The following is a 23,777-nucleotide window of genomic DNA, read 5'->3' on the forward strand; positions in this document are numbered from 1 at the left end:
CCGGGTGCTGTCCCGCATCCGTCCCGTTCGCGCGGTACGCGCCCACCCGATCATCGGCGGTCCTCTATCGTTGCGGGATGCGGCGACGGACCGTGTTGACGACCGCGGCGGCGGCCTCGCTGGGCGGGTGTGCGCCGGCGGCCGCTCGCACCGGCGCGCCCTCGCCACCGGCGCCGCCGCGACGCGAGCATCAGCCCGGAGTCGTTGCACCGCCGTCCGGGTTCGCCACCCTGGTGGCGCTGGACGTGACCGGCTCCGCTCTCGACCGGCCGCTGGTGGCGCTGGCTGCGCGGATCAAGGCCGCGACCCCCGCGACCGTCACCCTGGGGGCGGGCGCGTCGCTCTTCGACGACCGGTTCGGGCTTTCCGGCGTACGGCCGCGAGCGCTCACCACCATGCCGTCGTTCCCGAGTGACGTCCTCGAGCCGGCCCGCTGCCACGGTGACCTGTTGCTGCAGGTGTGCGCCGAGACGCCGGACGAGGCGGAGGCCGTCGCGGACGACTTGGCCCGATCGGCCGGCGCCGCGCTGTCGACCCGGTGGCGGGTGAACGGCTTTCGCGGGGAGAACACGGTCACGGCCGGCGGGTTGCCGACGACCCGCAATCTGTTCGGCTTCCGGGAGGGCGCGGGCAACCCCGACCCAAGGGACGACACGCTGATGGACCGGCTGGTCTGGGCCGGTGACGGCGAGCCGGCGTGGGCGGCCGGGGGCACCTACCAGGTGGTGCGGTTGATCCGGTTCGCCGAGCAACTGTGGAACCGTGACCCGGTGGTCCGGCAGGAGGAGATGATCGGCCGGCACCGTGCCGACGGGGCCCCGCTGGCCGGCGGGCCGGAGGATGCCGCGTTCACCTATGCCGGTGACCCGGACGGCCGGGTCACGCCGCTGGATGCGCACATCCGGCGGGCCAACCCGAGGAGCGCGGACAGCCAGGACCATCGGATTCTGCGGCGCGCTTACTCGTACGCGGAAGGTCTGGTCTTCATCTGTTTCCAGCGGGATGTCGAGAGTGGTTTCGCGACGGTGCAGCGGCGGCTCGCGGGTGAGGCCCTGGAGCGTTACGTGTTGCCGTTCGGCGGGGGCTATTACTTCGTGCCGCCGTCGGTCGAGGCGTTACGACGCCTGGCTGAGTAGGCGCTGGGCGGCATGCAGGCGGGCCTGCGCGGCGGCGCCCGCGCGCTGCACGGCCAGCAGGAGCCCGGGGACCTGATCGCCGCGGGCGAGGGTCTCGGCAATGGCGGCCGACACGTCGTGCGAGATGCACGCCAGATGGTCGTCGACCGCGCTCAGCTCGGCCAGGGTGGGCGGCGGCCGGCCGCCCGGGTCGCGGCGGGCGGCCCGGGCTTTCTGCCAGTGCGGCCGGAGCTCCTCCGCGTCGGCGCCGGCCTGCTCGCAGAGGGCGGCCACCACCTTCCAGGGCGGCACGCTGTGGCCGGTCAGATAGCGGGACAGGGCCGAGTCGCTGGCGTAGGTGACCGCCTGCAACTCCCGTAGCGTCATGCCCGACCGGGCTCGCAGCGAGCGCAGACGGGCCGCGAAATCCGGCGTTCGAGCATCGTTTTCCATGGCGCCTCCCCCGTGTGCAAGGCATGTCCGACCTTACGACCATCGATGTCCGTCTGTCTGTCCCGATCCTGTCCCGTTGTCGGTCGCAACCGTCCGAGCGGCCGTTCGCCGCCTCCACACTGGACCGGTCCGGACCGGACTGGGCCGGATGGGACTGGGGGTCGGGATCATGTTCGTTCGTCGCTCGACGGTCGTGCTCGCGATCGGTGTGCTGTTCGCGAGCCAGTTGACGTACTCATCCCGGCCCGACGCGGCCGCGGCCTCGGCGATGCCGGCTCGAGGCGCTCCGGCGCTCCGGGCCGAGAACCAGGTCCGGCCGGTCGCCCGGGCGGCCGCGAGCGCTCAGCCCGCCGACTACGCGTACGACGCGGCCGGGCAGTTGCGCGGCGTGAGCCACTCCGCCGACGGGGCCGGGGCGCGGTATTCGTACGACGATGCCGGCAACCGGACGTCGGTCGACCGCACGGCGGCCGGCGCGCTGACCGTCTCGGCCATCGCGCCGAGCCGGGCGCCGGTCGGCGCCGCCGTGGCCGTCAGCGGCACCGGCTTCGCCACCACGGCCGCCGGCAACACGGTCACGTTCAACGGCACCGCCGCCACCGTCACCTCGGCCTCGGCCGGCCGGCTGATGGTGACCGTGCCCACCGGCGCGACGTCCGGGGCCGTCGCGGTCACGACCGGTTCGGCCACCGCGACCGGGGCGCAGACATTCACCGTGACCCCGTCGGTGCCGGCGCCGGTCGTCAGCGGTTTCAGCCCGGCCTCCGGCGCGGCCGGCACCAGCGTGACGATCACCGGCTCGGGCTTCTCGGCCGCGCCCGCGGAGAACAATGTGTCCTTCGGGCGCACCCGCGCACGGGTCACCGCGGCCGCCGCGATCAGCCTCACCGTCATCGTGCCGGCCGCCGCCGTCTCCGGCCGCATCAGCGTCGCCACGGCCGGCGGCACGGCCACCGCGACCAGCGACTTCGTGGCCGTGACGCAGCCGTTCGGGGCCGGCGACATCGGGACCGGCGCCGTGCTGACCGCCGACGGGACGGCCACCACGGTCAGCTTCGCCACCGCGGGCAAGGTGGCCGTCCTGCGCTTCGCCGGGGTCAAGGGCCAGCGGCTCAGTCTGGGTCTGACCGGTTCGACGGCCGGCGACATCACCATCTACGGCTACACGCCGTACGGCGCGACCTTCGCCCGGGACGAGTACGACCAGCCCTGGCAGGTCTCCACCTTCGACGGCGGGCTGGCCATGCCGCCGCTGCCGACCACCGGCACCTACCAGATCGTGCTGAAGCCGACGTCGTCGACCGCGACCGGCACGGTCGTCGCCACGCTGTCCAGCAAACTCCTGGCCACGCCGGTGCTCGGCGGCGCCGACACCGCGCTCACCTTCAGCCGTCCGGGCCAGCAGGCCGAGCTCACCGTCGACGCCCAGGCCAATCAGCACATCGGGCTCGGGTTCACCGGCAGCCTGACCGGCACACTGGTCGCCGAGGTCCAGGACCCGGCGGGAACCCCGGTGGTCTGGACCAACGGTTACGAGTACTCCCGGCAGCTGGACGATCTGCCGTACGGCGACGTCGACTTCACCACCGTCGGCGCCGGTCGCTACACGGTGCTGCTGCGCAGTTATGAACAGCGAACCGGGTCGCTGACCGTCACCACCTCGGCCGCCGCGGCCGGCGGCGCCCTGGCGGTCGGCACGGCCAAGACCGTCTCGGTCACCCGCCGCGGCCAGGACACCCTGCTCACCTTCGCGGGCACCGCCGGGCAGAACCTCGGGCTCGACCTCAACAACGTGACGACGGTGTATTACCCGACGATCACCGTCCTCGCGCCCGACGGCACCACGCTGACCCGGATCGGGGCGCCAGGCAGCTGGATCGACCTGCCGACCCTGCCCGCGACCGGCACCTATGCGCTGCTGCTGAGCACCGGGTCGGAGACCGGCAGCTACACCGCCACGCTGGTCCAGCCGACCAGCGGGGGAACGCTCAGCCTCACCGGCGCCGGCACCGCCGTCACGCTGAGCGCCGGGAAGGCCGTGACGCTGACCGTGGCCGGTACGGCCGGCCAAGAGGTCACGGCCGCGATGAGCAACTGGACGATACCCAGTTCGGCCGACGCCCTGATGTCGGTCACCGGCCCGGACGGCGGATTCCTCGACGATGTCTACCTCGACTCCACGAGCGCCGTCACCTTTCCCACCGCGACCACCGGCACCTACCGCCTCGTGCTGCGGGCGGAGGGCGGCTCCGGCGGGCTCACGGTCACCGCGTCGCCGACGATCGAGGGCGGCGCCCTGACCGTCGGCACCAACAAGACGATCACCTCGCCGCGCCTGGGCCAGCCGACCCGGATGACGTTCACCGGCGCGGTCGCCCAGCGCCTGAGCATGTACATCAGCGACTACGGGTACACGTACGTGGTCTGGGTGAACGTGACCCGGCCGGACGGGTCGGCGGTCTACTCCGGCTGGCTGGACGATCTGTGGCTGGCGATGGACCCGCTGACCGTGGCCGGCACCTACCGGCTCGAGGTCCAGCCGCGCGCTTCGACCGGCGGTTCGCTCACGTTCGCCCTGGTCCAATCCATCGACGGTGGCGCGACTGCGGTCGGTGGCGCGGCCAAGGCCCTGACCGCGACGGCCGGCCGCTACGTCGACACCACCATCGCGGTGACCGCCGGCCAGCGGCTCTCGTTCGGGTTCGGCAGCTGGACGTTCGCCGCTTCGACGATCTACGTCCGGCTGGCCGGCCCGACCGGCACAGTGATCTTCGGCGAGGCCATTCCCAAGGTGGCCAGTGTCGACACCTACCAGTTGACGGCGGGCACGTACCGGCTGTCGGTGATGGCCTCCGACCATGCCGCCGGTTCGGTCAGCGTGACCGTGTCGGCCCAGATCAGCGGGGGAGCGCTGGCCCTCAACACCGGCAAGACGGTCACCGCGAGCCGGCTCGGGCAGGCCACCTGGTTCACCTACGCGGGCACGACCGGTCAGCTGCTGTCCGTCGCGTTCACCTCGGTGACGATGCCCTACTACCCGTACGTCTGGGTGCGCCGGCCGGCCGGCTCCGAGCTGGCCTACCTGCCCGGCGCCGCGACGGTCAGCATCCCGTCGCTGCCGGCCACCGGCACGTACGAGATCCTGATCGGCCCGAACTCGGCCACCGGAACCGCGGTCGCCACGCTGAAGACCCGCACCTCACTGGCGGCCCCGGCGGCCGGCGGAGGCGCCGGTCCGCAGCGGGCGCCGGCCGCGACGGTGCCGCACCGCACCCATCCGGACATCAGGCCGTCCGCGAAGGCACAGCCGGAAGCCGGCCCGGCCGCTCTTCCGGCCGCCGGTCAGGCCGGCGAGAGCTGGACGCCGAACGCGGCCAACCTGTCCGGCGCCGGCTGGACGACCGGGCGCGGCACCCCGAAACCGGTTCCCGGCCCGCTGCGCGCGCTGTCCGGGGCCACCGCGCTCAGCGGCCGCATCCGCACGCTCGACGACAAGCCGCTGCCCAACGTCACCGTCCTCGTCGACGGCCGGCGGGAGCTGACCGACGCCAACGGGTTGTTCCTGGTGAAGGATGTCCGGCCCGGGCATCGGGTGCTGCGGGTCGACGGATCCACCGCGAACACCCCGACGCGCACGTTCGGTCTCCATGACATCGGGGTCGACCTCGCAGCCGGGCAGACGACGGTCCTTCCGTACACGATCTGGCTGTCCAAGCTGGACATGACGCACGTGGTCGGCTTCGCGTCGCCGACCAGGTCGGAAGTCACCATCGAGACACCGGCGGTGCCCGGCCTCCAGGTCAAGCTGCCCGCGGGCACGGTGGTCCGGGACGTCAGCGGCAAGGTGGTGACCCAGCTCGGCATCACCGCGATTCCGGTGGACCGGCCGCCCTTCCCACTGCCGCCGTCGCAGGTGCCGAGCTACTTCACCGTGCAGCCGGGCAGCGCCTACCTCTTCCCGGCCGGCGCCCGCGTGATCTACCCGAACTTCACCCACGCCAAGCCGGGCGCGCCGATGGACTTCTGGCACTACGACCCGGCCGGCAAGGGCTGGTACGTCTACGGCAAGGGCAAGGTCACCCCGGACGGCCGCAGCGTCGAGCCGGACAAGGGCACCGAGGTCTACCAGTTCACCGGGGCCATGCTCATCACGCCCGGCGCGGACCCGCCGCCGGCCGCCGCGCCGCCGGCCGGCCCGCCCAACACCGGCGGGGACCCGGTCGATCTGAGCACCGGCCTGCTGGTCGACACGACCACCGACCTGAGCGTCAACGACGTGATCCCGCTGTCGCTGACCCGCACCTACCAACCGTCGGACACCGGGAAACGGGCGTTCGGCGTCGGCGCCAGCTTCAATTACGGCCTCGACCTGTACTCCGAGAACCGCTTCTACGAGTGCTGGCTCATCCTGCCGGACGGCGGCCGCGTCCGGTTCCACCGGACCAGCCCCGGCGGCAACCCGTCCACCGGCTACATCAATGCCGCCTTCGCGGCCGATCCGACCCCCAGCGAGTTCGCCGGCGCCACGCTGATCTGGAACCACGACGGCTGGGATCTCCGGACCACCGACGGCACCACGTACGTGTTCGGCGACGAGTCGCCGCTGCAGGCGATCCGTGACAAGTTCGGCAACACCGTCACCCTGACCCGCGCCCCGGCCGGGCCATGGACCGACGGCATCACCCGGGCCAACGGGCCGATCACCCAGATCACCTCGCCCAACGGCAAGTGGATCAAGCTCAGCTACGACACCGGCAACCGGGTGACCCGGGCCGAGGACGCGCTGGGCCGGTCGGTCGACTACGGCTACGACAGCGACGGGCACCTGCACACGGTCACCGGGCCGGACCATGGCGTCACCACCTACACGTACGAGTCGGGGCGGCTCAAGACGATCACTGACGCCCGCGGCACCACGTACCTGACCAACGACTACGACGCCAACGGCCGGGTCCGGCAGCAGACCCTGCCCGGCAACGCGACCTATGGGTTCGCGTACACCACCGACGCCGCCGGAAAGGTGACCGAGACCCGCGTCACCGACCCGAAGGGCCACGTCCGTCGCGTGACGTTCAACGCGACCGGCTACTCGACCGGCGACACCTCGGCCTACGGCACGACCCTCGAGCGGACCACGGTCATCACCCGCGACCCGGCCAGCAATCGGGCGACCGCGTCGGTGGACGCGCTCGGCCGCCGCACCGAATTCGGCTACGACGCCTACGGCCAGGTCACGTCGATCAAGCAGCTCGCCGGTACCGGCGACGAGCGCACCCAGGTGATCGCCCGCGACGGCCCGTTCGGCCAGATCAGCAAGACCACGGACGGCCTCGACCACAGCACGGTGTACGGCTATCAGGCCGACGGCGCCCTGCACACGATCACCGACCCGATGGGCCGCAAGGTCACCATCGACACCAACGAGGCCGGCCAGGCGAGCCGGGTCACCGACAACGACAACAAGCAACAGACGCTTTCGTACGCGCTGGGCGACCTGGCCGGCGTCACCGACGCGCTCGGCAACACCACCCGCCGGTTCCAGGACGCGGCCGGGCGCACGCTGCGCACCGCCGATCCGGCCGGGGCCGTGGCCACCTGGACCTATGACGGCGCCGGCCACCTGGCCGCGGCTACCGACCCGCTCGGCCGGACGACCGGATACCAGTACGACGCCAACGGCAACCTGCACGTGGTCACCGACGCGCGTCAGCACACCACCACCTACAACTGGGACTCGTCCGATCGGCTGTCGAGCGTCGTCGACCCGCTGCAACGCACGCTCACGTACACCTACGACGCCGCCGGCAACCCGGCCACCACCCTCGACGGGCGCCACCAGACGACGCGCTTCGACTACGACGAACTCGACCGGCTGAAGTCGGTCCGCTACGCCGTCGACGGCGACACCCAGGAAAGCCAGACCACCTACACGTACGACGCCGGCAACCGGGTCCGGACCATCGCGGACTCGGCCGGCGGCGCCACGACGTTCACGCCGGACGCGCTGGACCGGCTGGTGGCCGAGAGCGGTCCGAGCGGCGACGTCGGCTACGGCTACGACGACGCCAACCGCCGCACCAGCATGACGCTGGCCGGGCAGCCCGACACGATCTACGGCTACAACGACGCCGACCAACTGACCAGCGTGGTCCGGGGAAGCGAGCAGGTCGGGATCGGGTACGACACGGTCGGCCGGCGGAAGACGGTGACCCTGCCGGCCGGTGTGACCCAGACGTACGGCTACAACGCCGACGGCGACCTTACCGGCCTGACCTACGGGCAGGGCGGCACGACGCTGGGCGATATCGCCTACACCCTGGACACCTCCGGGCGGATCACCCACGTGGACGGCAGCTATGCGCGGGTCGACCTGCCCGGCGCGTCCGGGCCGGCCGCCTACGACGCGGCCGATCAGCTGAGCACCAACACGTACGACGACGACGGCAACCTGACGTCGGACGGCGGGCACACCTACACGTGGAACGCCCGCGGCCAGCTCACCGGCCAGTCCGGGCCGGACGTGACGGCCACCTACACGTACGACGGCCTGGGCCGGCGAACCGGTCGCACGACCGGCGGCGCCGCCACGGCCTATCTGTACGACGGCCCGAACGCCGTGCAGGAGAAGACCGGCGGCGCGATCTCGGCGACCATGCTGACCGGCGGGCTGGACGAGACGTTCGCCCGGACCACCGCCGACGGCTCGCGGTCGCTGCTGACCGACGGGCTCGGCAGCACCGTCGCGCTGGCCGGCTCGTCGGGCGTGGGCGCGGAATACTCCTACGACCCGTTCGGCCGAACCACGGTCGCCGGTGACGACGGGGACAACGACACCCGCTTCACCGGCCGTACGGACGAGGGCGACGGGCTCTATTACTACCGCGCCCGCTACTACTCGGCGACCGACGGCCGGTTCCTCAGCCGTGACCCGGTCGGTCTGGCGTCCGGTGGCACCAACGCCTACACGTACGTCTCCAACCAGCCGACGAACCTGATCGACCCGAACGGTACCAAGCCTCGTGCACCCGGCGCCGATCCCGAGTGCGACCCGGCCGTCGAGGACTGCGGGGCACGGATCGTCGACATGTGGGGCAACGACATCTCCGACCCCGACCCGATCGCGGCCGAGCTCAAGGGCCACACCGATCAGGCGCTGACGGAATGGGACAACGGCCAGATCGGATATTCACCCAAGGATCTGACCCGCATCGCCAAGAATCCCCACATGGCCGACACCATCAAGGGCAACATTCTCGACGGCCGGGTCAAGGAACTGGCCGGTAACAATCCGGCACTCAGCGATGTCTATCCGAATCCCGCCGGATATCCGGGCCCGGACTTCGTGAATGGTGGCACCCGGACGGATGTCGGCTGGTACGACCTGACCACCGGAAGAATGTGGGGGCAGCACATGTTCGACTATGGACCGACCTACGGACCGGGCATAGGTATACTCTGGCAATGAATTCGACCCCGCCGAAATGGAAAAGCAGGTGGCGGACCTCGTCGGGCGGCAAACTGGCCGACGAGGCCGTCCGCCGGCTGCGGGCGGGCATGGGCCTGTCCGGGCTGGGTCTCGACCTGGTGGACGGCCGGTTCGATCTGCGCGGGATGAGCTGGGCGAGGTCGGCCGGCCCGTGGGAGGGCGTGGTCATCGAGGGGGTCGCCGTCGACCACGCGGACCTTCGGCACCTGCGCTTCGTCGATTGCCAGATCCGGGATTGCCGGTTCGAGCGGGCCGACTGCCAGGACTGGCGGTTGTGGGGCACGACCGTCGAGGACTGTTCGTTCGACCAGGCGGACCTGCGCAATTCCTCCCTGGGCGCATGGCGCGACGGGCGCGGAAACACGTTCCGGCACGTTCGTTTCGTCTCGGCCAACATGGTCTCCGTGGGCACGAGCGCGGCCACCTATGTCGATTGCGATTTCTCGTTCGCCAATTTGACCCGGGTCAATTTCTGGCAATCGACGCTGATCGACTGCACGTTCGCCGGAAATCTGGCCGATGTCGTTTTCGACGGGCGCATGCTCGGCGAGGAAAAGCCGGATCCCAACCCGATGAGAAACGTCGACTTCACCCACGCCAAATTCGACGGGGCTGATTTCCGCGGTGTCAATTTCGGTTCGGTGAAATTGCCCGACGATCCGGACCTGATGCTGGTCGGCGATATCGGCCTCGTCGATCGCGCATTGAGCGTTCTGGCGGCCCGCCCCCAGGGCCCCGCCACCGGCCTGGCCTCGGCCATTCTCCAGCAGGTGCGGCGCTTCTACGCCCCGGGCGCCTCGGTGCTGCTCAACCGCCGTGACTTCGACATGGCGGCAGCGGAGCTGACCGACGCCCTGCGCCAATCCGGCTGGGCGCCACCTTCCGGCTAGGAGCGTTTCAGGCGGAAGATGCGCAACTGCCGATGAGGGGCGCGGAGCTTGTAGTTCTCGTAGCCCGGCCACTGGTCGACGATCAGCTTCCAGAGCCGGTCCCGGTCCGCCCCCTCGGTCTCGGCGGCGGTCACCGCGATGTCGCGTCCGTCGAGCGTCACCCGCGCGGCCGGGTCGGCGCGCAGGTTCCAGGACCAGGCGGGGTCCTTCTCGCCACCCCAGTTCGAGGCGATCACGATGAGGTCGTCGCCGTCGCGGACGAACTGCAGCGGATTGCTGCGCGGCAGTCCACTGCGGCGGCCGGTCGTGGTCAGCAGCAGCGACGGCGCCATGCCGAGCGCCACCACCCGTCCGCCGGTGACCCGGCCGAGCCACCGGTCGACGTTCACCAGACGCCGCGCGACCGGCGTGAAACCAGGCAGCGCACCGGCCGCGCGCCACATCTTCTGCCACATGATCTGTTACATGCCTCGGTTCAGCTGAGCGGTTCGGCGCTGGGGGTGACCGGCGGGGTGTCGTCGGGGGCCGGGGTGGTCGGCGCGGTGGTCGGCTCGGTCGGCTGCGGGGTGTCGTCCGGGGTGGGCGACGACGTGGCCGCGGTGGGGGTCGGCGTGGCCGACGGCGAGCTGCTCGGCGAGGCGGGCGGCGTGGTGGGGCGCTGGGCCGGGGTGGTTGCGGCCTTTCGCCGGACGTGGCCCACGCTGGTCGCGGACGACTTGCGAACCGACGTGGTGGCCGGTCGTGACGTCGGCGCGAGGCTGGTGATGAGCGGCGTGGTCGTCGCCGGGTGCGGGGCTTCCACGGCTGCCTCCGCCGATCGGCCGCCCGGGGTGGCGGTGCCGTTCGCCAGCTGCACGCCGAGGATGCTCAGCACCGCCGCGACCGCCGCCGCGGAGGCCATGACCGCCGTGCGCCGGCGGGATCGGGCCGGTCGCGCCGGGCGGGGGTGCTGGGTGGGGCCGGCGATCCGGCGGAGGATTTCCGCGGCGGCCGTCGCCTCCGGGCGGCTCTCGGTCGCGCAGGCGTCGTAGAAGCCGACCAGGTCGCGGGGCACGCCGGTGATGCGCGGCAGCGGGCCGTCGGGGCGCGCGGCCGTGCCGGTCAGGCAGGCGAGCAGCAGCGGGCCGAGCGCCTCCACGTCGGCGCCGGTGCCGGCGCCGTTGCGGCCGGAGGCGGTGGCCATCTCGAAGTCGACGACCTTCACGCCGTCCGGGGTGAGCATCACGGTGCGGGGGCTGACATCCCGGTGGACCAGGCCCTGTGCGTGCGCGGCGGCCAGCGCCTCGGCGACGCCGGTGCAGATCTCGGCGGCTTCGCGCCATCGAACGGCGCCGGTGCGGGCCAGCCGGTCGGCCAGGGTCTCACCCTCGAGAAATTCCATTACCAGGTACGGGGTACGGCGGTCGCCGTCACTGATCTCGCCGTAGTCGTACACCTGCGCGATGTTGGGGTGGCTCAGCCCGGCCGCGGTGCGGGCCTCCTGCAGGACGTCGGTCTCCTCCTCGCCGTACGCCAGGAAGATCTTGACTGCGACGGAGCGTCTCAGGACGGTGTCGAAACCGTGGTGCACGACCGCGCCGCCGTGCCGGCCGATCGGGTCGCCCAACCCGTACCGCCCCGCGAGCATCTGCACTGCGACCTCCCCATGGTGGCGACAGCTTACCCGGGTGACGGCCTGCGGAAACTGCGTCGGTCGTCACTTCGTTACAGACCCATGTCCGAGCGGAGTGCGGCCACCATCTTGACGTTCGACACGTAGTCGTCGGCTGAGGTGGCCTCACTGGCCTGATTCAGCCCGTACGGCCAGAAATGCTGGGTGTCGGCGTAGAGCACGGCCGCCGTGTTGCCGGTGAGCGCACGCAGCTGCGCGATGGCCTTGCTGCCCGTCCACTGGCCGCCGGAGACGTGCGACGACCAGGTGCCGTAGGTGCCGACGCCGAGGGTGTGCGCGATCTCGTGCTGGGCGGTGGCCTGGTTCATGTACCCCCGGCTGCTGCCGAACCGGATCGTGCCGTTGTAATTGCCGTCCGCAGTGGCGACGCTCGTGTCGTAGGTGACGTTGAGGGCCTTCGCCGCGCCCAGATAGCAGTTGTACTCGGCCACGGCCAGGTTCATCGCCGTGGTGATCTGGTTGTAGGCGTCGGTCTGGTCGGCGGTCGGCGACGAGGCCCGCGCCAGCGTCCAGGTGAGGCCGCCGGCCGCCGGGCAGCCCGCCGACCCGACCGTGACGTTCCACTTCTGGTTGCCGCCGCCGTTGCAGGTGTAGAGGTCGAGCAGGGTGCCGTTCGCGGTGCCGGCGTTCAGCGCGTCCAGGCAGAGCCCGGACGCGGCGCCGGTGATCGTCCCGCCGTTGGTGACGTTCCACTGCTGGCTGCCGGCGCCGGTGCAGTCGCCGATCACCGCGGCGGCGCCGGCCGTGGCGCCGCCGTTCAGCGCGCCCAGGCACTTGGTGCCGTAGACCCGCAGCTCCTTGGCGGCGGTGTAGTTCCACTCCTGGTTGGCGCCGCCGTTGCAGTCGTACAGCGCCACCTGTTTGCCGTTGGTGGTGCTGGCGCCGGGCACGTCGAGGCAGCGCCCGGACGCGACGCCGCGAACCGCGCCGATGGCAGCGGAGGCCGGCCCGGCCGAGACGACGAGGAGCGCGGCGCCGGCGAGGGCGGCTACGGAGAGCGCGGCAAGACCACGCCGGGCGCGTCGATGCATGGGTGTCCTCCGTGGGGGCGGAAGGCGCGAGGTGGCGCACAGGTAAGGTACGCATCAACGTTCATCAATGCAATGGTGCCCGGGTCACAGCAGGTCGGCCAGCAGGCCCGCCGCCCGGTCGGCGCCGTCGGCCGGGACCGGGCGGTAGTGGACCTCGCGCCCGATCTCCGCCGCGATCGCCTCCGCGAGCGAAGACGGGGTGAGGTCGTCGTAGTCGATCCGGTGGCCGGCGTGGTGCCGGCGCAACCGGTGATCCACGTGGAAGTGCTGCTCGAAGTGGTGGCGCAGCGGGACGTAGATGAACGGCCGGTTGTTCGCGGTCAGTTCCATGCAGGTGGTCAGCCCGCCCTGCACCACGGCCAGATCGGCCGCGGCCAGGTGGCGATCCAGGTCCGGCAGATATCCGTGCAGTTCCAGGCCGTCCCGGCGGGCGAACGCCGACGGGTCGATGCGCGGGCCGGTCACCACCACCATCCGCAGGCCGGGCACGCGGCGGGCGGCCTCGGGGTAGGCGTCCACCGCCCGGCGCAGCAGGTCGTGCCCGACCCCGGAACCGCCGACCGTGACGACGCAGACCGGCTCGCCCGGCCGGTAGCCCAGGGCGGCGCGGTCGGCGGGGGAGGAGCTGGTCACCTGGCCGGCGAAGTCGTAATGCGCCTCCGTCCACTCGCGAATGGACGGCAGGCCCGGCCCGAACCGCGCCGGCACGATGTCGTCCGGGTCGCCGATGAAGACCGCCCGATCGCGCAGGCGGGGAAAGCGGGCGATCCGCTCGATCATCTCGGCGTTGTAGTCGGCGGCCACCAGCGTGGCCCGCTCGTCGTCGTCGGGCATCGGCAGGAAACCCACGAAGTCGGTCAGCCACGCGTACGCGAAATTCTTCAGTTCCGGATTTTCGTGCAGGAAGTGGTCCACGTCCCAGGCCTCGTCCCCGACCACCAGGTCGTAGCGCTGCTCGGTGACCACGTCGTGGAAGACCATGAAGTTGTTCGTCAGCACCTCATCCATGGTGCGCAGCGCCTGGAACGCGTGCAGGTCGTGCTCGCCGGACTCGGCCTCGATGTGGGCGGACTCGTTGCGCAGCAGCCGGCTACCGGGGTGGATCCGCTCGCCGGCGTCGGCGAGCATGCGGGTCACCGGATGCTGGGTCAGCCAGTCGATCTGCACGCCGGGGTGGCGTTCCCGCAGCTGCCGCGCGATCGCCAGGTCTCGCCGCGCGTGGCCCAGCCCGATCGGTGAGCAGAGATAGAGCACGCGTTTCGGCCGGTTGTTCCATCGCGGCCAGCTACGCCGGCCGGCGGGGGCGCGGAACCGTTCGGCGAACCGGCGGATGATCAGGTTGGTCTGGACCGGGTCGCGGACCAGCGGGAGGTGGCCGGCGCCCTCGATCGTGACCAGCTCACCGCCGGTCAGCTCGCACAGCAGTTCGCTGCGGGCCGGCGGTGAGATCCGGTCGTCGGTGCCGTGCAGGGCCAGCAGCGGGGTATCGATCCGGGCGCACCAGGCCCGCAACGCCGGCTCGTCCGGCCGGGGCGCGCGGCTCTCGGCCACCAGGACCTCGCCCGTGGTTTCGAGGGCCCAGCCCACGCCGTCCTCGATCGCCTTGGTGGAGTGCGGCTCGGGGAAGCACTGGCCCAGGAAGAACCAGGCGAAGTCTTCGTAGTGCGACTGCCAGTACGACCAGTTGTACTTCGCCCAGTGGGCCGGTGGATCGGCGCCGAGCAGGGGCACGGCGGTGGCCGGCAGATCCGGCGCGGGGGCGGTGACGTTCAGGTTGGTCGACCGGGCGGCGTGCGGGGGCAGGGCGATGGCGGGGCCGATGACGACGGTGCCGTGCACCCGGCCGGGGTGTTCGGCGGCCAGTTCCAGCGCCCAGTTGGTGGCGCGGGACAGGGCGACGAGCACCGCCTTGTCGGTGCCGGTGGCGTCGAGCACGGCCAGCGCGTACGCGACCTGGTTTTCCTGGGAGTACGGCTCGCTGTCCAGCGGGCGGTCGGATCGGCCGTTGCCGGGGCCGTCGTAGGTGACCACCCGGAAGAGCCGGGACAGGTACGGGACCTGCAGTTTCCACAGCCGCTTGTGCACCAGGGTCCACGAGGGCATCAGCAGGATGGTCGGGCCGGCCTCGCCGTACACCTCGAAGTGGATCTTGATGTTGCCGTGCTCGACGAAGCCGTCAGTGTTCGCCATGACTCACCCCCGGGCGGGGAACGAAGCGCGGCACCCGCGCCAGATAGTCCGCGTAGGGGGCGCCCAACTGCTGCTTGAGGTCGTGTTCCTCGAGACGCACCCCCACCATGATGTACGCCGTGGAAGCCCCGGCGAAGAGCAACCGGCCGGCGCTCATGTCCGGAACGACCCAGAAGGCGATGAGGAAGCCGGTCATGATCGGGTGCCGGATCACCCGGTACAGCGGCGGTTCGCGGAAGGCGGGCTCGGCGTGCCGGCGGGTCAGCACCTGGCGCAGGCCGAACAGGTCGAAGTGGCCCAGCGCGAACGTGCTCAGCACCAGGAAGGCCCAGCCGAGCAGGTAGAGCGACCAGAGCGCGGTGCGGGCCCAGCCGGTCTCGACCGACCAGACCGTCGCCGGCCAGGGCTGCCACAGCCAGAGCAGGAGTACGAGGGCGGCCGTGGCGGCGAGGACGTAGGTGCTGCGCTCGATGGCCGGCGGCACGATCCGGGTCAGGCGCTCCTTGAACCACGGCCGCGCCATCACGCTGTGCTGGACCGCGAACAGGCCCAGCAGGGCGAGGTCGACCAGGACCGCCTGCCAGGCGGGAGGCGCCGTTCCGTCGTCGACGCCCTTGGGCACGACCGCACCGGCCAGGAAGCCGATCGTGTAGAGGAACGCGCCGAGGAACGCCAGGTAGGTGACTGTTCCATAGGTGAACGTCAGTGCCTTGCGGAGCATGTGCGTCTCCCTCCCCTGAGTCGGTCGACCGACCGAATGCGGGGAAGCTATCATTCGGTCGACCGACCGACAAGGGGATACGACGTGAACCCGACAGCCGACCGCATCATCGAGGCGGCCCGCGACCGCGTCCTGGCCGACGGCTTCGCCGCGCTGTCCACCCGGCGAGTCGCCGATCAGGCCGGCGTTCCGCTCAGCCAGATCCACTACCACTTCGGCGGCAAGCAGGGACTCGTGCTGGCGCTGCTGGACTACGAGAACCGGCGGCTGGTCGACCGGCAACGCCGGATGTACGGCACCGAGACGCCACTGTGGAAGCGCTACGAGCAGGCCTGCGACTTCCTCGACGACGACCTGGCCTCGGGTTACGTGCGCGTCCTGCAGGAGATGATCGCGGCAGGCTGGTCGGACCCGGCGGTCGCCGAACGCGTCTTGGCCCTGCTGCGGTCGTGGTTCGAGGTGCTGACCGAGGTGGCCCGGGAGGCAGAGCAAAGGTTCGGCTCGCTCGGGCCGTTTCGCGCCGAGGACGTGGCCGGGCTGATCGGGCTGTCCTTCCTCGGCGGCGAAGCGGTGATCCTTCTCGGCGGGACGGACTGGAGCTCCCGGACGCGCGATTGGCTGCGCAGTCTCGGCACCGCGATCCGGCAGCTCGAGGAACCGGCCGGCCTCAGTCGGTCTTGACCACCCCGATCACCGTGTCCGCGAGCACCGGGCCGTGCACGGTCGAGTCGGCGGAGTGTGCGCGATTGTCGCCGAGGACGAACAGGCTGCCCGCCGGCAACGTGACGCCGGGGAACGGTTCGTTGACGCCCGGCACCTTCAGGTACGGCTCGTCGATCGGCTTGCCGTTGCGCTGGATCCGCCCGGCGTCGCAGCAGGCGATCGTCTCGCCCCCGATCGCCACCACGCGGTAGATGCGGGCCGTGCCCGTCTTGTCGGGGTCCCACTCGGCCGGCGCCTTGAAGACCACGATGTCGCCGTCGACCGGCTGGTAACTCCCGGGCTTCACCACGGTTGCGGTGATCTTGCTGTCCAGAGGCAGCGTCGGCTCCATGGCCGGCGAGGCGATCGTGTAGCGCTTCTCGCCGGTCACCGAGTGGACCACTCCGCAGGAGGCGAGCAGCGGAAACAGAAGAAGGAGGAGCCCCGTTTTTCGCACGGGCGAATCATGCCAACCCGATCCGTCCCGCGCTGCCCCGCTAACCGGCGCGGGCGTCGAGGTCGGTGAACGACACCTCCGCGGTGGGTTCGGCGCCGTTGTTGGTGACGCCGAGCAGAATCCGGCCGGCGGTCAGGTCCGGGTCCGTCACCGCGCCCTGCACGGCGTTCTGCCCGTCGACGGTGACGGCGGCGTGCTGGTTGGAGATCACGATGGCGAGCTCGTGCGGGCTACCTGGTTGCAGCGGGCTGGACGACGTCTTGCCCAGCGAGGTCAGCAGCGCCCCGTCCAACTCCTCCAGCTCGACCTGGTCGGCGCAGGCGGTCAGCTGGTAGCCCCGGCTGCCGCGGTAGCGGAACCAGACCATCGCGCAGGCGTCCGCGCTCGCCAGCTCGACGTGTACGGAGATCGACTGGTCCCCGGCGAACGAGTCGTCCGGCCCCAGGCACTGGTAGGTCGACCGGCCCTTCACCCGGGCCTGCAGCCGGCCGTCCCGGAACGCGCAGCCACCGGACGCCGCCACGCTCTCCCGGAACCGGCCCGGCCCGCGCAGCGGATCGAAGAAGGACGGGCCGCGCAGGCTCGGCGCCGTCGTCGCCGTCGCGACCTTGATCTGCGGTTGCTCGGTCGCCTGGGCCACCGGCTCGCCGGTCGTCCGGGCGTACGCGACCGTCGCCGCGGCAACCGACGCCAGCACCAGCGCCCCGGCCGCGAACGCCAGGCGCCGCCTCGTCACCCGGGGGGCGGCAGCCGGCGGCGGCCGGTGGCCCCGGCGGGTGGCCGTCCGCGGACGGTCGATCTGCACCGGGGCGTTGACCGCCGGCGGTTTGGGGCGGTCGTCGATCATCTGCTGCAGCAGCGTGCGCGCGTCGAACCGGCCGCCGGCCGGCCGGGCTCTCGGGCTGTCCGGTGGGGTGTTGACCGCGAGCAACTCCTGCAGCAGCTCGTTCGCGGCCGGCCGGTCGCCGGGGTCCTTGGCGAACGCCCGGCCGATCAGGCCGACCAGCGACTCGGGCATCCCGCGCAGCTCGGGTGGCTTGGTGAGGATCTGGGCGGCGGTGGCCACCGGCGTCTCGCCGTGGAACGGGTTCCGCCCGGTGCCGGCGAAGACGATCACCCCGCCCCAGGCGAAGATGTCCGCCGCCGGGGTGACCGGGCCGACCTCGGGGTCGAGCCGTTCGGGAGCCATGTAGTCGACGGTGCCCACCCAGCGGCCGGGCCGGGTGTGCTTGGTGGTCGCCTCCAGGGCCCGGGCGATGCCGAAGTCGATCACCTTGGGCAGGCCCAGCGACAGCAGCACGTTGCTCGGCTTCAGGTCACGGTGGATGACACCGGCGCCGTGGATCGCGGTCAGCGCCGCCGCCACCCCGACCGCGACGCTGTGCAGGTCGCCGGCGGACATCGGGCCGCGGTCCTCGACCACGTCCTGCAGGCTGGGGCCCTCCACGTATTCCACGACCAGGTAGGGCGTGTCGCTGTCGGGATCGGCGTCCAGGACCGCGGCGGTGCAGAACGACGGGACCTGCCGGGCCCGCGCGACCTCGCTGCGGAACCGGGCCCGGAACTCGGAGTTGTCGGCGTGCTCCGGCCGGATCGCCTTCACGGCGACGGTCCGGCCGGCGGGGTCGCGGCCGAGGAAGACGGTGCCCATCCCACCCTCGCCGAGCAGGGAGAGCAGCCGATAGTCGCCGAGTCGTCGCGGGTCACCGGGCCGAAGGGGCCTAGTTGGCATGGGCGTGCTCCATGGCGGCCATGGACGTGTTCACGGGCTTAGATGCGTTGGCTCGCTGAATCACGGGAGCATGCTCATCTCGTACGCGAAGGAAGGTCACGCAAGGTTACGAAGATCCGATCTGGACGATCCCCGATCTTACGACCGGCTGTCACGCGTACGAGCACGTGACAGCCGTCATTTTGCACACTCTTCTTGTTACTCACGGGTTTTGGCACGTTCCACTGTGGCAACACGGAGCGTATGCGGCATTTCGCCGCCACCTGTCTCAGATGCAGTTTGCGAGGAGGTACTCCTTCACCGTGGTATCCGTCCCGGACCGGGTCTCCTGGGCGATGCGCTCCAGCAGAGCCCGGCCCGAATCGGCGAAGACCCAGTACTTCCAGGTCGGGACGGCGTCGATGGTGTGCTGGTCGGCGGCCCGCCGCTGGGCGTCGCCGGTGAGCCAGTCCTGGTACCACGCGCACGCCGCGGTGATCTGGACCTGCTGGCCCAGGGCGGTGCGCTGCACGAGGACGCGCTCGGTCATCGGATAGCGGGCGAGCAACCGGTCGTAGGTCGCCCCGGCGGGCAGCGGGAACTCGGCGGTGAGGTCCCGGACCACCCCGGTGATCTCCGGGGCGTCGGTGTAGAGGAGCTCCTCGCCGGCGACCGTTTCGCCGCCGTCGCCGTACACCCCGCTGTGCATGCCCTGGTACGCGACGACCCCGGCCACCGCGATGCCGGGCACCGCGATCGCGCCCGCGGTGACGAGAGCGACGACGTAGCCGCGGCGGCGCCGCCGGGATCGTACGGTGGCCGTTTCGTTCTCTTCGGTGTTTGCCTGCATCAGGATCTCCTGTGCCAGGGCCTCTGCGGCCTCGTCCGGCAGAGCGGCGAGATCGACGCGCAGCGGATCGGCGGCCTCGGCCGGGGACAGCCCGTCCCAGGCGGTCAGCATGAGCAGCTCCCGGTCGATCTCGGGCAGGGCGTGCAGGCCGGCCCGGACCGCCCGGGCGTCGTGCCGGGCGAGCGTCACCGCCGCGGGATCGGGCGGCGTCGACCGGACGGCGTCGCGCAGCGCCGTGGCGAGCAGGCCGCGGCGCAGGTCGCCACGCCGCTGGTTGGCCAGCACGAGCCGGGCCACGCCGTAGAGCCACGGGCGCGCGGCCGGCCCGGCCGGCACGTCGGCCCGCCGTCGCCAGGCGACGGTGAACACCTCCGCGACCACATCGGCGGCGTCCTCCGGGTTGCCGGTGCGGCGCAGCGCGTAGCCCAGGATGTCCCGCCACGTCTCGGCGTACAGAGCCTCGAATCTGGTCCGTTCCACGGCTCCTCATGTCCGGCTCGCGTCAACTGTTTCACCTAAGGCCGGTCCTGGTGCGGTGACCGGCTTCCTGGGGCCGAACGGCGCCGGCAAATCCACCACCAGCGAAAACTTAGGTTGCGATCTGCGTCCGGCTCAGCCCGCCCGGGGAGCTGCCGCGCTGTTTAGTTTCGTTGACAAACGCACTCACGAGGAGGCATCAGCGATGGCTTTCACGGCAGGGGCCGCCACGGTCGACATCACACCGGTCGAGCTCACGGCGCTGAACCCGATCGGCGGCACGTCGTTCGCCGGTGTGCACGACCCGATCCACGTGCGCGCCCTGGTGCTGAACGACGGGGCGACCGAGGTGGCGCTGATCTCGGCGGAGCTCATCGAGTGCGGCGACATGCGCGAGCTGCGGGCCCGGATCGAGGCCGAGCTCGGCATCCCGGCGGCGCACGTGATGATCACGGCTACGCACACCCACAACGCGCCGCGGCTCGGGTCGGTGTCGCCGGGCGCGCTGGCGCACGGCGGCGGTGCGGAGTCCGCGGCGTACACCGGCTGGGTCTTTGATCGGATTTTGATCGCCTTGCGCACGGCTCGCGATCGGGCGCGGCCGGCGCGTTTCGGGATCGGCGCCGGGCAGGCGGAGATCAACGTCAATCGCGAGGTGTACGCCGAGGGCGGCTGGCGGCTGGGCTACAACCTGGCCGGGCCGACGGATCCGCGGGTGTGGGTGCTCCGCTTCGAATCCCTGACCGGTGATCCGATCGCGGTCGTCGCCAACTACGCGGTGCACTCGACGGTGGCGCTGTGGACCCGGGAGGTCAGCGGCGATCTGGCCGGCGCGGCGATGCGGCATGTCGAGGAGGCGATCGGTGGCGTGGCGCTGTTCACGCCGGGAGCTCTCGGCGATCAGAACCCGCGGGTGTCGCTGGAGGGCCGCTACGGCGGCTTCGGCCCGCACGGCCGGATGCCGGCCGAGGCGGAACGGGCGTTCGCCTATGCGGCGGTCGACGCGCAGGGGCTGATGCTCGGCGCCGAGGTCGTCCGGGTGGCAGCCGGCCTCGGCGACCTGCAGCCGGACGCGCGCCTGCGAGCGGTCGAGGAGGTCGTGCCCTGCCCGGTGAAGAAGGGCCGCGACGTGATGGCAAGCATGCGGCAGGCGGAAGTCGACCGCGTCGACCTGCGGCTGTCGCTGATCCTGATCGGCGACGTGGCGCTGGCCGGGGTGTCGGGGGAGGTGACCACGACCGTCTACCGCCGGCTGGCCGCCCGGTCGCCGCTGGCGCGGACGATCCTGGTCTCGATCGCCAACGACCGGATCGGATATCTGCCGGCCGACGAGGCGTTCGACCGGCCGGTGCACTCGGTGAACGGCTGCCCGATCGTGCGCGGCCATGCGGAGCCGGCGATCGTGGACGGGCTAAGCCGGATGATCCGCGAGGCCGTGTAGGGCCTCGACGAGGCGGACGGCCACGAGTTCGGCGCTGCCCGCCGCGTACTGCGAGTTCATGGCGGCGTAGGTGACGCGCCCGTAGCTGCCGGCGTCGGCCATGTACTTGGCCGCCCCGTTGGCCATCGTCACGACGAACGTGACCGGGAACGGCGAGTTGTTCTTGATCCACCGGCCCGTCGTGCAGGTGAGTTCCGCCTGCACCGCGGCTATCCCGAGGCCGCCGATCCGGGCCGCCCACAGCGGCGCGGTGGTGGTGCCGGCCGCCCGGTAGTCGTAGGCGCGCTGCGGCCGGATCTCCTCCCGCCGCGGCAGCGGCTGTGCCCCGACCTCGACCGCGTCGTGCACGAGCCGGATCCGTGGGGTCGCATCGGCGCCGCCCAGGCGCTCGACCGCCTCGACCGCGGCGGCCCCGACGTGCTCGCCGGTCCGGGTGGGCGCCTGATCGCCCGCCGCGCCGACCAGGAACAGGGCCACCGCGCCGGGACAGGCTCGCTCGACATGGCCGGCCGCGGCGCCGGCGAGATCGGCGCTGACCACCTTCGCGCCGGAGTCGTGCACGGCCGAGGCCTGGACCGCGTAGTTCATCAGCACCGCGATCGGGCGGCCCTGCTCGTCGTCGACGCGCAGGACTCCCAGCTCCTTGTCGGACGGCCCGGTCTCGTTCGTCCCGAGCCACCAGCCGCCGGGTGTCGGCACGTCCCGGTTGACGTTGACGTCGGCCGTACCGACGGTGAATCCGATCCGGGCCGGCCGCATCCGGCGTGCCTGGCCGGCCGCCTGTTCGACCGCGTCGTCGAGCGCCCGCTGCAGCTCCGGCGGGCCGCCCGGCATCACGTGCGGCGCCGAGAACGTGTGGCTGGCGCACACGAGCACCTGCGCGGGGTCCACGTCGGCCGCGCGGCTCAGCGCGGCGGTGATGCCGGCCAGCGACTCGGCTCCGATCGAGGTCTGGTCGAGCACGGCCAGCGCGATCCGTTGCCCGTCCCGTTCCAGCAGCACGACGCGGGCGTGCAGCGGGTCGCGTTCGGCCACGAAGCCGTCGACCGGGAAGAGCCCGGCGGGCAGGACGATCCGGGCGCGGCCGGCGCCGGCGAGCAGGGGCGAAGAGATGTCGGGCATCCGTCTCGTCTACCAGACCGGCGCCCCGGCGCAGGACGCACGAGCATGCAACCTAAGCGTGCGTACGGCTCGGTTAAAAAATAGTTTTGTCAGCAATACCGTCGGGCTGCACCTGCAACTTTGGTGACTCGACGAGGAGAGATGAAGATGAGGACATCGATCCGGCGGTCCGCGCTTGCGGCATCCGTCGTTGCCGGGCTCGCCGTCTCCGCCTGTGGCGGCGGCTCGTCCGATACCCCTGCCGCCGTCAACACCGCGGGCAGCGCCCCGACCGGCATCACACTCACCCTCTGGCACAACACCGCCGATCCGCAGGCACTGCTCGACCTCTACAAGAAATATGAAGCGGCGTCCGGCAACACCATCCAGCTGGTCGACGTCCCCTCGGCCACCTACCCGCCGGCAATCCAGTCGAAGTGGGCCACCGGCGAGCGGCCCGACCTGCTGGAATGGCACGGCAACAAGACCGACCTGCTCGCCCTGAACGGCGCGAACACGATGCTCGATTTGAGCAGCCTCGCCTTCGTCGCGAAGGAGGGCGAGCTGGCGAAGGTGGCCGGCAACATCGACGGCAAGGTGTACGCCGCGTCGATCGGCTTCCCGTCGGTGTCCGGTGTCTTCTACAACAAGCAGGTCCTCACGAAGGCCGGGATCGCGGCGCCCGCCAGTTACGCCGACCTGACCGCCGACTGCACCACGCTGAAGGCGGCCGGCGTCACCCCGCTCTACATGGCCGGCGGCGACGGGTGGCCGCCGCAGATCCTCGCCGGCTGGAATTACATGGCCGAGTCCAACGTCGGCGCCGCCTACTCCGACGACGTCAACAGCGGCAAGACCAAGGTCAACGACGCGAGCGGGCCGCTGGTCGCCGGGCTCAAGGCGTTCGACTCGCTGCGCACCTCCGGCTGCTTCAACTCCGACGCCACCACCGCGAAGTGGACCGACTCGCTGAAGGCGCTGCTGGACGGCAAGGCCGCCTTCGTCGCGCAGAACTCCGACAGCATCAGCCAGCTCGACACCATCGCCGGCGGCGACACCAAGAAGGTCGACGACACCATCGGCTTCGTCGGCGTCTCCGCCACCAAGCAGCTCGCCAACTACGCGCCGACCGTCCTCGGCACGTTCTACGCGCCCAAGACCGGGGACGCCACGAAGGAACGCGCGGCCGCCGACTTCGTCGACTTCATCACCGGCAAGGGCTACGCCGACTACGTCCAGGCCTCCGGGGCGCCACCGACCCTCAGCGGTACGGCGGGTCCGCAGTTGCAGGGTTTGTGGCAGGAGGTGCAGACCGCCTACCAGGGCGGTGCCGGGCTGACCGTCATCTCGCAGTTGCCCGGGTTCAACAACTTCGGCCCGGAGGTCGACAAGCTGCTCGCCGGCCAGGAGAACCCGCAGCAGACCGCGGACAAGATGCAGACCTACTTCCTGCAGGCCCAGGCCGCGATGGGCAAATGAG

The 23,777-nt window shown here is 71.3% G+C and carries 16 protein-coding genes; 6 read left to right on the forward strand and 10 right to left on the reverse strand.

Translation table 11 applies throughout. The features are described 5' to 3' along the window. Positions 1-77: 77 nt before the first annotated feature. Positions 78-1,136, forward strand: coding sequence for a Dyp-type peroxidase (locus tag AB0E90_RS42950; protein ID WP_360418092.1), 1,059 nt, complete (start codon positions 78-80; stop codon positions 1,134-1,136). Here AB0E90_RS42950 and AB0E90_RS42955 read toward each other — a convergent pair. Then, positions 1,116-1,568, reverse strand: coding sequence for a helix-turn-helix transcriptional regulator (locus AB0E90_RS42955; RefSeq protein WP_360418094.1), 453 nt, complete (start codon positions 1,566-1,568; stop codon positions 1,116-1,118). The two genes, AB0E90_RS42950 and AB0E90_RS42955, sit on opposite strands and share 21 nt — an antisense overlap. 169 nt (positions 1,569-1,737) lie before the next feature. Here AB0E90_RS42955 and AB0E90_RS42960 point away from each other — a divergent pair, with 169 nt between their 5' ends. Both AB0E90_RS42960 and AB0E90_RS42965 read left to right on the forward strand, forming a co-directional pair. After that, positions 1,738-9,033: an RHS repeat-associated core domain-containing protein gene (locus tag AB0E90_RS42960; RefSeq protein ID WP_360418095.1), complete on the forward strand. Its 7,296-nt coding sequence runs from the start codon at positions 1,738-1,740 to the stop codon at positions 9,031-9,033. Further along, a complete protein-coding gene (locus tag AB0E90_RS42965; protein WP_360418096.1) occupies positions 9,030-9,944 on the forward strand; it encodes a pentapeptide repeat-containing protein in 915 nt (304 codons plus the stop codon). The genes AB0E90_RS42960 and AB0E90_RS42965 overlap by 4 nt, the downstream gene beginning before the upstream one ends. Here the strand turns inward: AB0E90_RS42965 and AB0E90_RS42970 are convergent. The 5 genes from AB0E90_RS42970 to mddA form a co-directional block, all read right to left on the reverse strand. After that, positions 9,941-10,399, reverse strand: coding sequence for a nitroreductase/quinone reductase family protein (locus AB0E90_RS42970; protein WP_360418098.1), 459 nt, complete (start codon positions 10,397-10,399; stop codon positions 9,941-9,943). The two genes, AB0E90_RS42965 and AB0E90_RS42970, sit on opposite strands and share 4 nt — an antisense overlap. A 20-nt stretch (positions 10,400-10,419) precedes the next feature. Then, positions 10,420-11,571 (reverse strand): protein kinase, encoded by a 1,152-nt coding sequence (locus tag AB0E90_RS42975; protein WP_360418122.1) that lies wholly within the window; start codon positions 11,569-11,571, stop codon positions 10,420-10,422. Positions 11,572-11,648: 77 nt separating this feature from the next. Next, positions 11,649-12,647 carry a ricin-type beta-trefoil lectin domain protein gene (locus AB0E90_RS42980; RefSeq protein ID WP_360418100.1) on the reverse strand — a complete coding sequence of 333 codons (999 nt, stop codon included), beginning with the start codon at positions 12,645-12,647 and terminating at the stop codon, positions 11,649-11,651. A gap of 84 nt (positions 12,648-12,731) precedes the next feature. After that, positions 12,732-14,837 carry an alpha/beta fold hydrolase gene (locus AB0E90_RS42985; protein ID WP_360418101.1) on the reverse strand — a complete coding sequence of 702 codons (2,106 nt, stop codon included), beginning with the start codon at positions 14,835-14,837 and terminating at the stop codon, positions 12,732-12,734. Next, positions 14,824-15,558, reverse strand: a complete 735-nt coding sequence (gene mddA / locus AB0E90_RS42990; RefSeq protein WP_360418102.1) for a methanethiol S-methyltransferase — start codon at positions 15,556-15,558, stop codon at positions 14,824-14,826. Before mddA ends, AB0E90_RS42985 begins: the two co-directional genes overlap by 14 nt. Before the next feature lie 84 nt (positions 15,559-15,642). Between mddA and AB0E90_RS42995 the strand changes: the two genes are divergently transcribed. Next, positions 15,643-16,239 (forward strand): TetR/AcrR family transcriptional regulator, encoded by a 597-nt coding sequence (locus AB0E90_RS42995; protein WP_360418104.1) that lies wholly within the window; start codon positions 15,643-15,645, stop codon positions 16,237-16,239. Here the strand turns inward: AB0E90_RS42995 and lepB are convergent. The 3 genes from lepB to AB0E90_RS43010 form a co-directional block, all read right to left on the reverse strand. Continuing rightward, complete coding sequence (lepB, locus tag AB0E90_RS43000; RefSeq protein ID WP_360418105.1) at positions 16,226-16,717, reverse strand: signal peptidase I; 492 nt, start codon at positions 16,715-16,717, stop codon at positions 16,226-16,228. The two genes, AB0E90_RS42995 and lepB, sit on opposite strands and share 14 nt — an antisense overlap. 40 nt (positions 16,718-16,757) lie before the next feature. After that, on the reverse strand, positions 16,758-18,449 hold the full coding sequence (locus tag AB0E90_RS43005; protein WP_360418106.1) for a serine/threonine-protein kinase: 1,692 nt from the start codon (positions 18,447-18,449) through the stop codon (positions 16,758-16,760). Between the two features lie 268 nt (positions 18,450-18,717). Then, a complete protein-coding gene (locus AB0E90_RS43010) occupies positions 18,718-19,758 on the reverse strand; it encodes an RNA polymerase sigma factor (RefSeq protein WP_360418107.1) in 1,041 nt (346 codons plus the stop codon). A gap of 202 nt (positions 19,759-19,960) precedes the next feature. Between AB0E90_RS43010 and AB0E90_RS43015 the strand changes: the two genes are divergently transcribed. After that, positions 19,961-21,196, forward strand: coding sequence for a neutral/alkaline non-lysosomal ceramidase N-terminal domain-containing protein (locus AB0E90_RS43015; protein WP_360418108.1), 1,236 nt, complete (start codon positions 19,961-19,963; stop codon positions 21,194-21,196). Here the strand turns inward: AB0E90_RS43015 and AB0E90_RS43020 are convergent. After that, positions 21,167-22,318, reverse strand: coding sequence for a hypothetical protein (locus AB0E90_RS43020; protein WP_360418109.1), 1,152 nt, complete (start codon positions 22,316-22,318; stop codon positions 21,167-21,169). The genes AB0E90_RS43015 and AB0E90_RS43020 overlap by 30 nt on opposite strands. A 147-nt stretch (positions 22,319-22,465) precedes the next feature. Between AB0E90_RS43020 and AB0E90_RS43025 the strand changes: the two genes are divergently transcribed. After that, entirely contained in the window at positions 22,466-23,776 is a 1,311-nt protein-coding gene (locus AB0E90_RS43025) for an ABC transporter substrate-binding protein (protein WP_360418110.1), read from the forward strand. The last annotated feature ends 1 nt before the right edge of the window (position 23,777 follow it).

The organism is Actinoplanes sp. NPDC026619 (assembly GCF_040638295.1).
GTDB lineage: Bacteria > Actinomycetota > Actinomycetes > Mycobacteriales > Micromonosporaceae > Actinoplanes.

Excerpts from the sequence above, each read along its gene's own strand:
- AB0E90_RS42950 (WP_360418092.1), top strand. The coding sequence starts at position 78 with ATGCGGCGACGGACCGTGTTGACGACCGCGGCGGCGGCCTCGCTGGGC.
- AB0E90_RS42955 (WP_360418094.1), bottom strand. The coding sequence starts at position 1,568 with ATGGAAAACGATGCTCGAACGCCGGATTTCGCGGCCCGTCTGCGCTCG.
- AB0E90_RS42960 (WP_360418095.1), top strand. The coding sequence starts at position 1,738 with ATGTTCGTTCGTCGCTCGACGGTCGTGCTCGCGATCGGTGTGCTGTTC.
- AB0E90_RS42965 (WP_360418096.1), top strand. The coding sequence starts at position 9,030 with ATGAATTCGACCCCGCCGAAATGGAAAAGCAGGTGGCGGACCTCGTCG.
- AB0E90_RS42970 (WP_360418098.1), bottom strand. The coding sequence starts at position 10,399 with ATGTGGCAGAAGATGTGGCGCGCGGCCGGTGCGCTGCCTGGTTTCACG.
- AB0E90_RS42975 (WP_360418122.1), bottom strand. The coding sequence starts at position 11,571 with ATGCTCGCGGGGCGGTACGGGTTGGGCGACCCGATCGGCCGGCACGGC.
- AB0E90_RS42980 (WP_360418100.1), bottom strand. The coding sequence starts at position 12,647 with ATGCATCGACGCGCCCGGCGTGGTCTTGCCGCGCTCTCCGTAGCCGCC.
- AB0E90_RS42985 (WP_360418101.1), bottom strand. The coding sequence starts at position 14,837 with ATGGCGAACACTGACGGCTTCGTCGAGCACGGCAACATCAAGATCCAC.
- mddA (WP_360418102.1), bottom strand. The coding sequence starts at position 15,558 with ATGCTCCGCAAGGCACTGACGTTCACCTATGGAACAGTCACCTACCTG.
- AB0E90_RS43005 (WP_360418106.1), bottom strand. The coding sequence starts at position 18,449 with ATGCCAACTAGGCCCCTTCGGCCCGGTGACCCGCGACGACTCGGCGAC.
- AB0E90_RS43015 (WP_360418108.1), top strand. The coding sequence starts at position 19,961 with ATGGCTTTCACGGCAGGGGCCGCCACGGTCGACATCACACCGGTCGAG.
- AB0E90_RS43020 (WP_360418109.1), bottom strand. The coding sequence starts at position 22,318 with ATGCCCGACATCTCTTCGCCCCTGCTCGCCGGCGCCGGCCGCGCCCGG.
- AB0E90_RS43025 (WP_360418110.1), top strand. The coding sequence starts at position 22,466 with ATGAGGACATCGATCCGGCGGTCCGCGCTTGCGGCATCCGTCGTTGCC.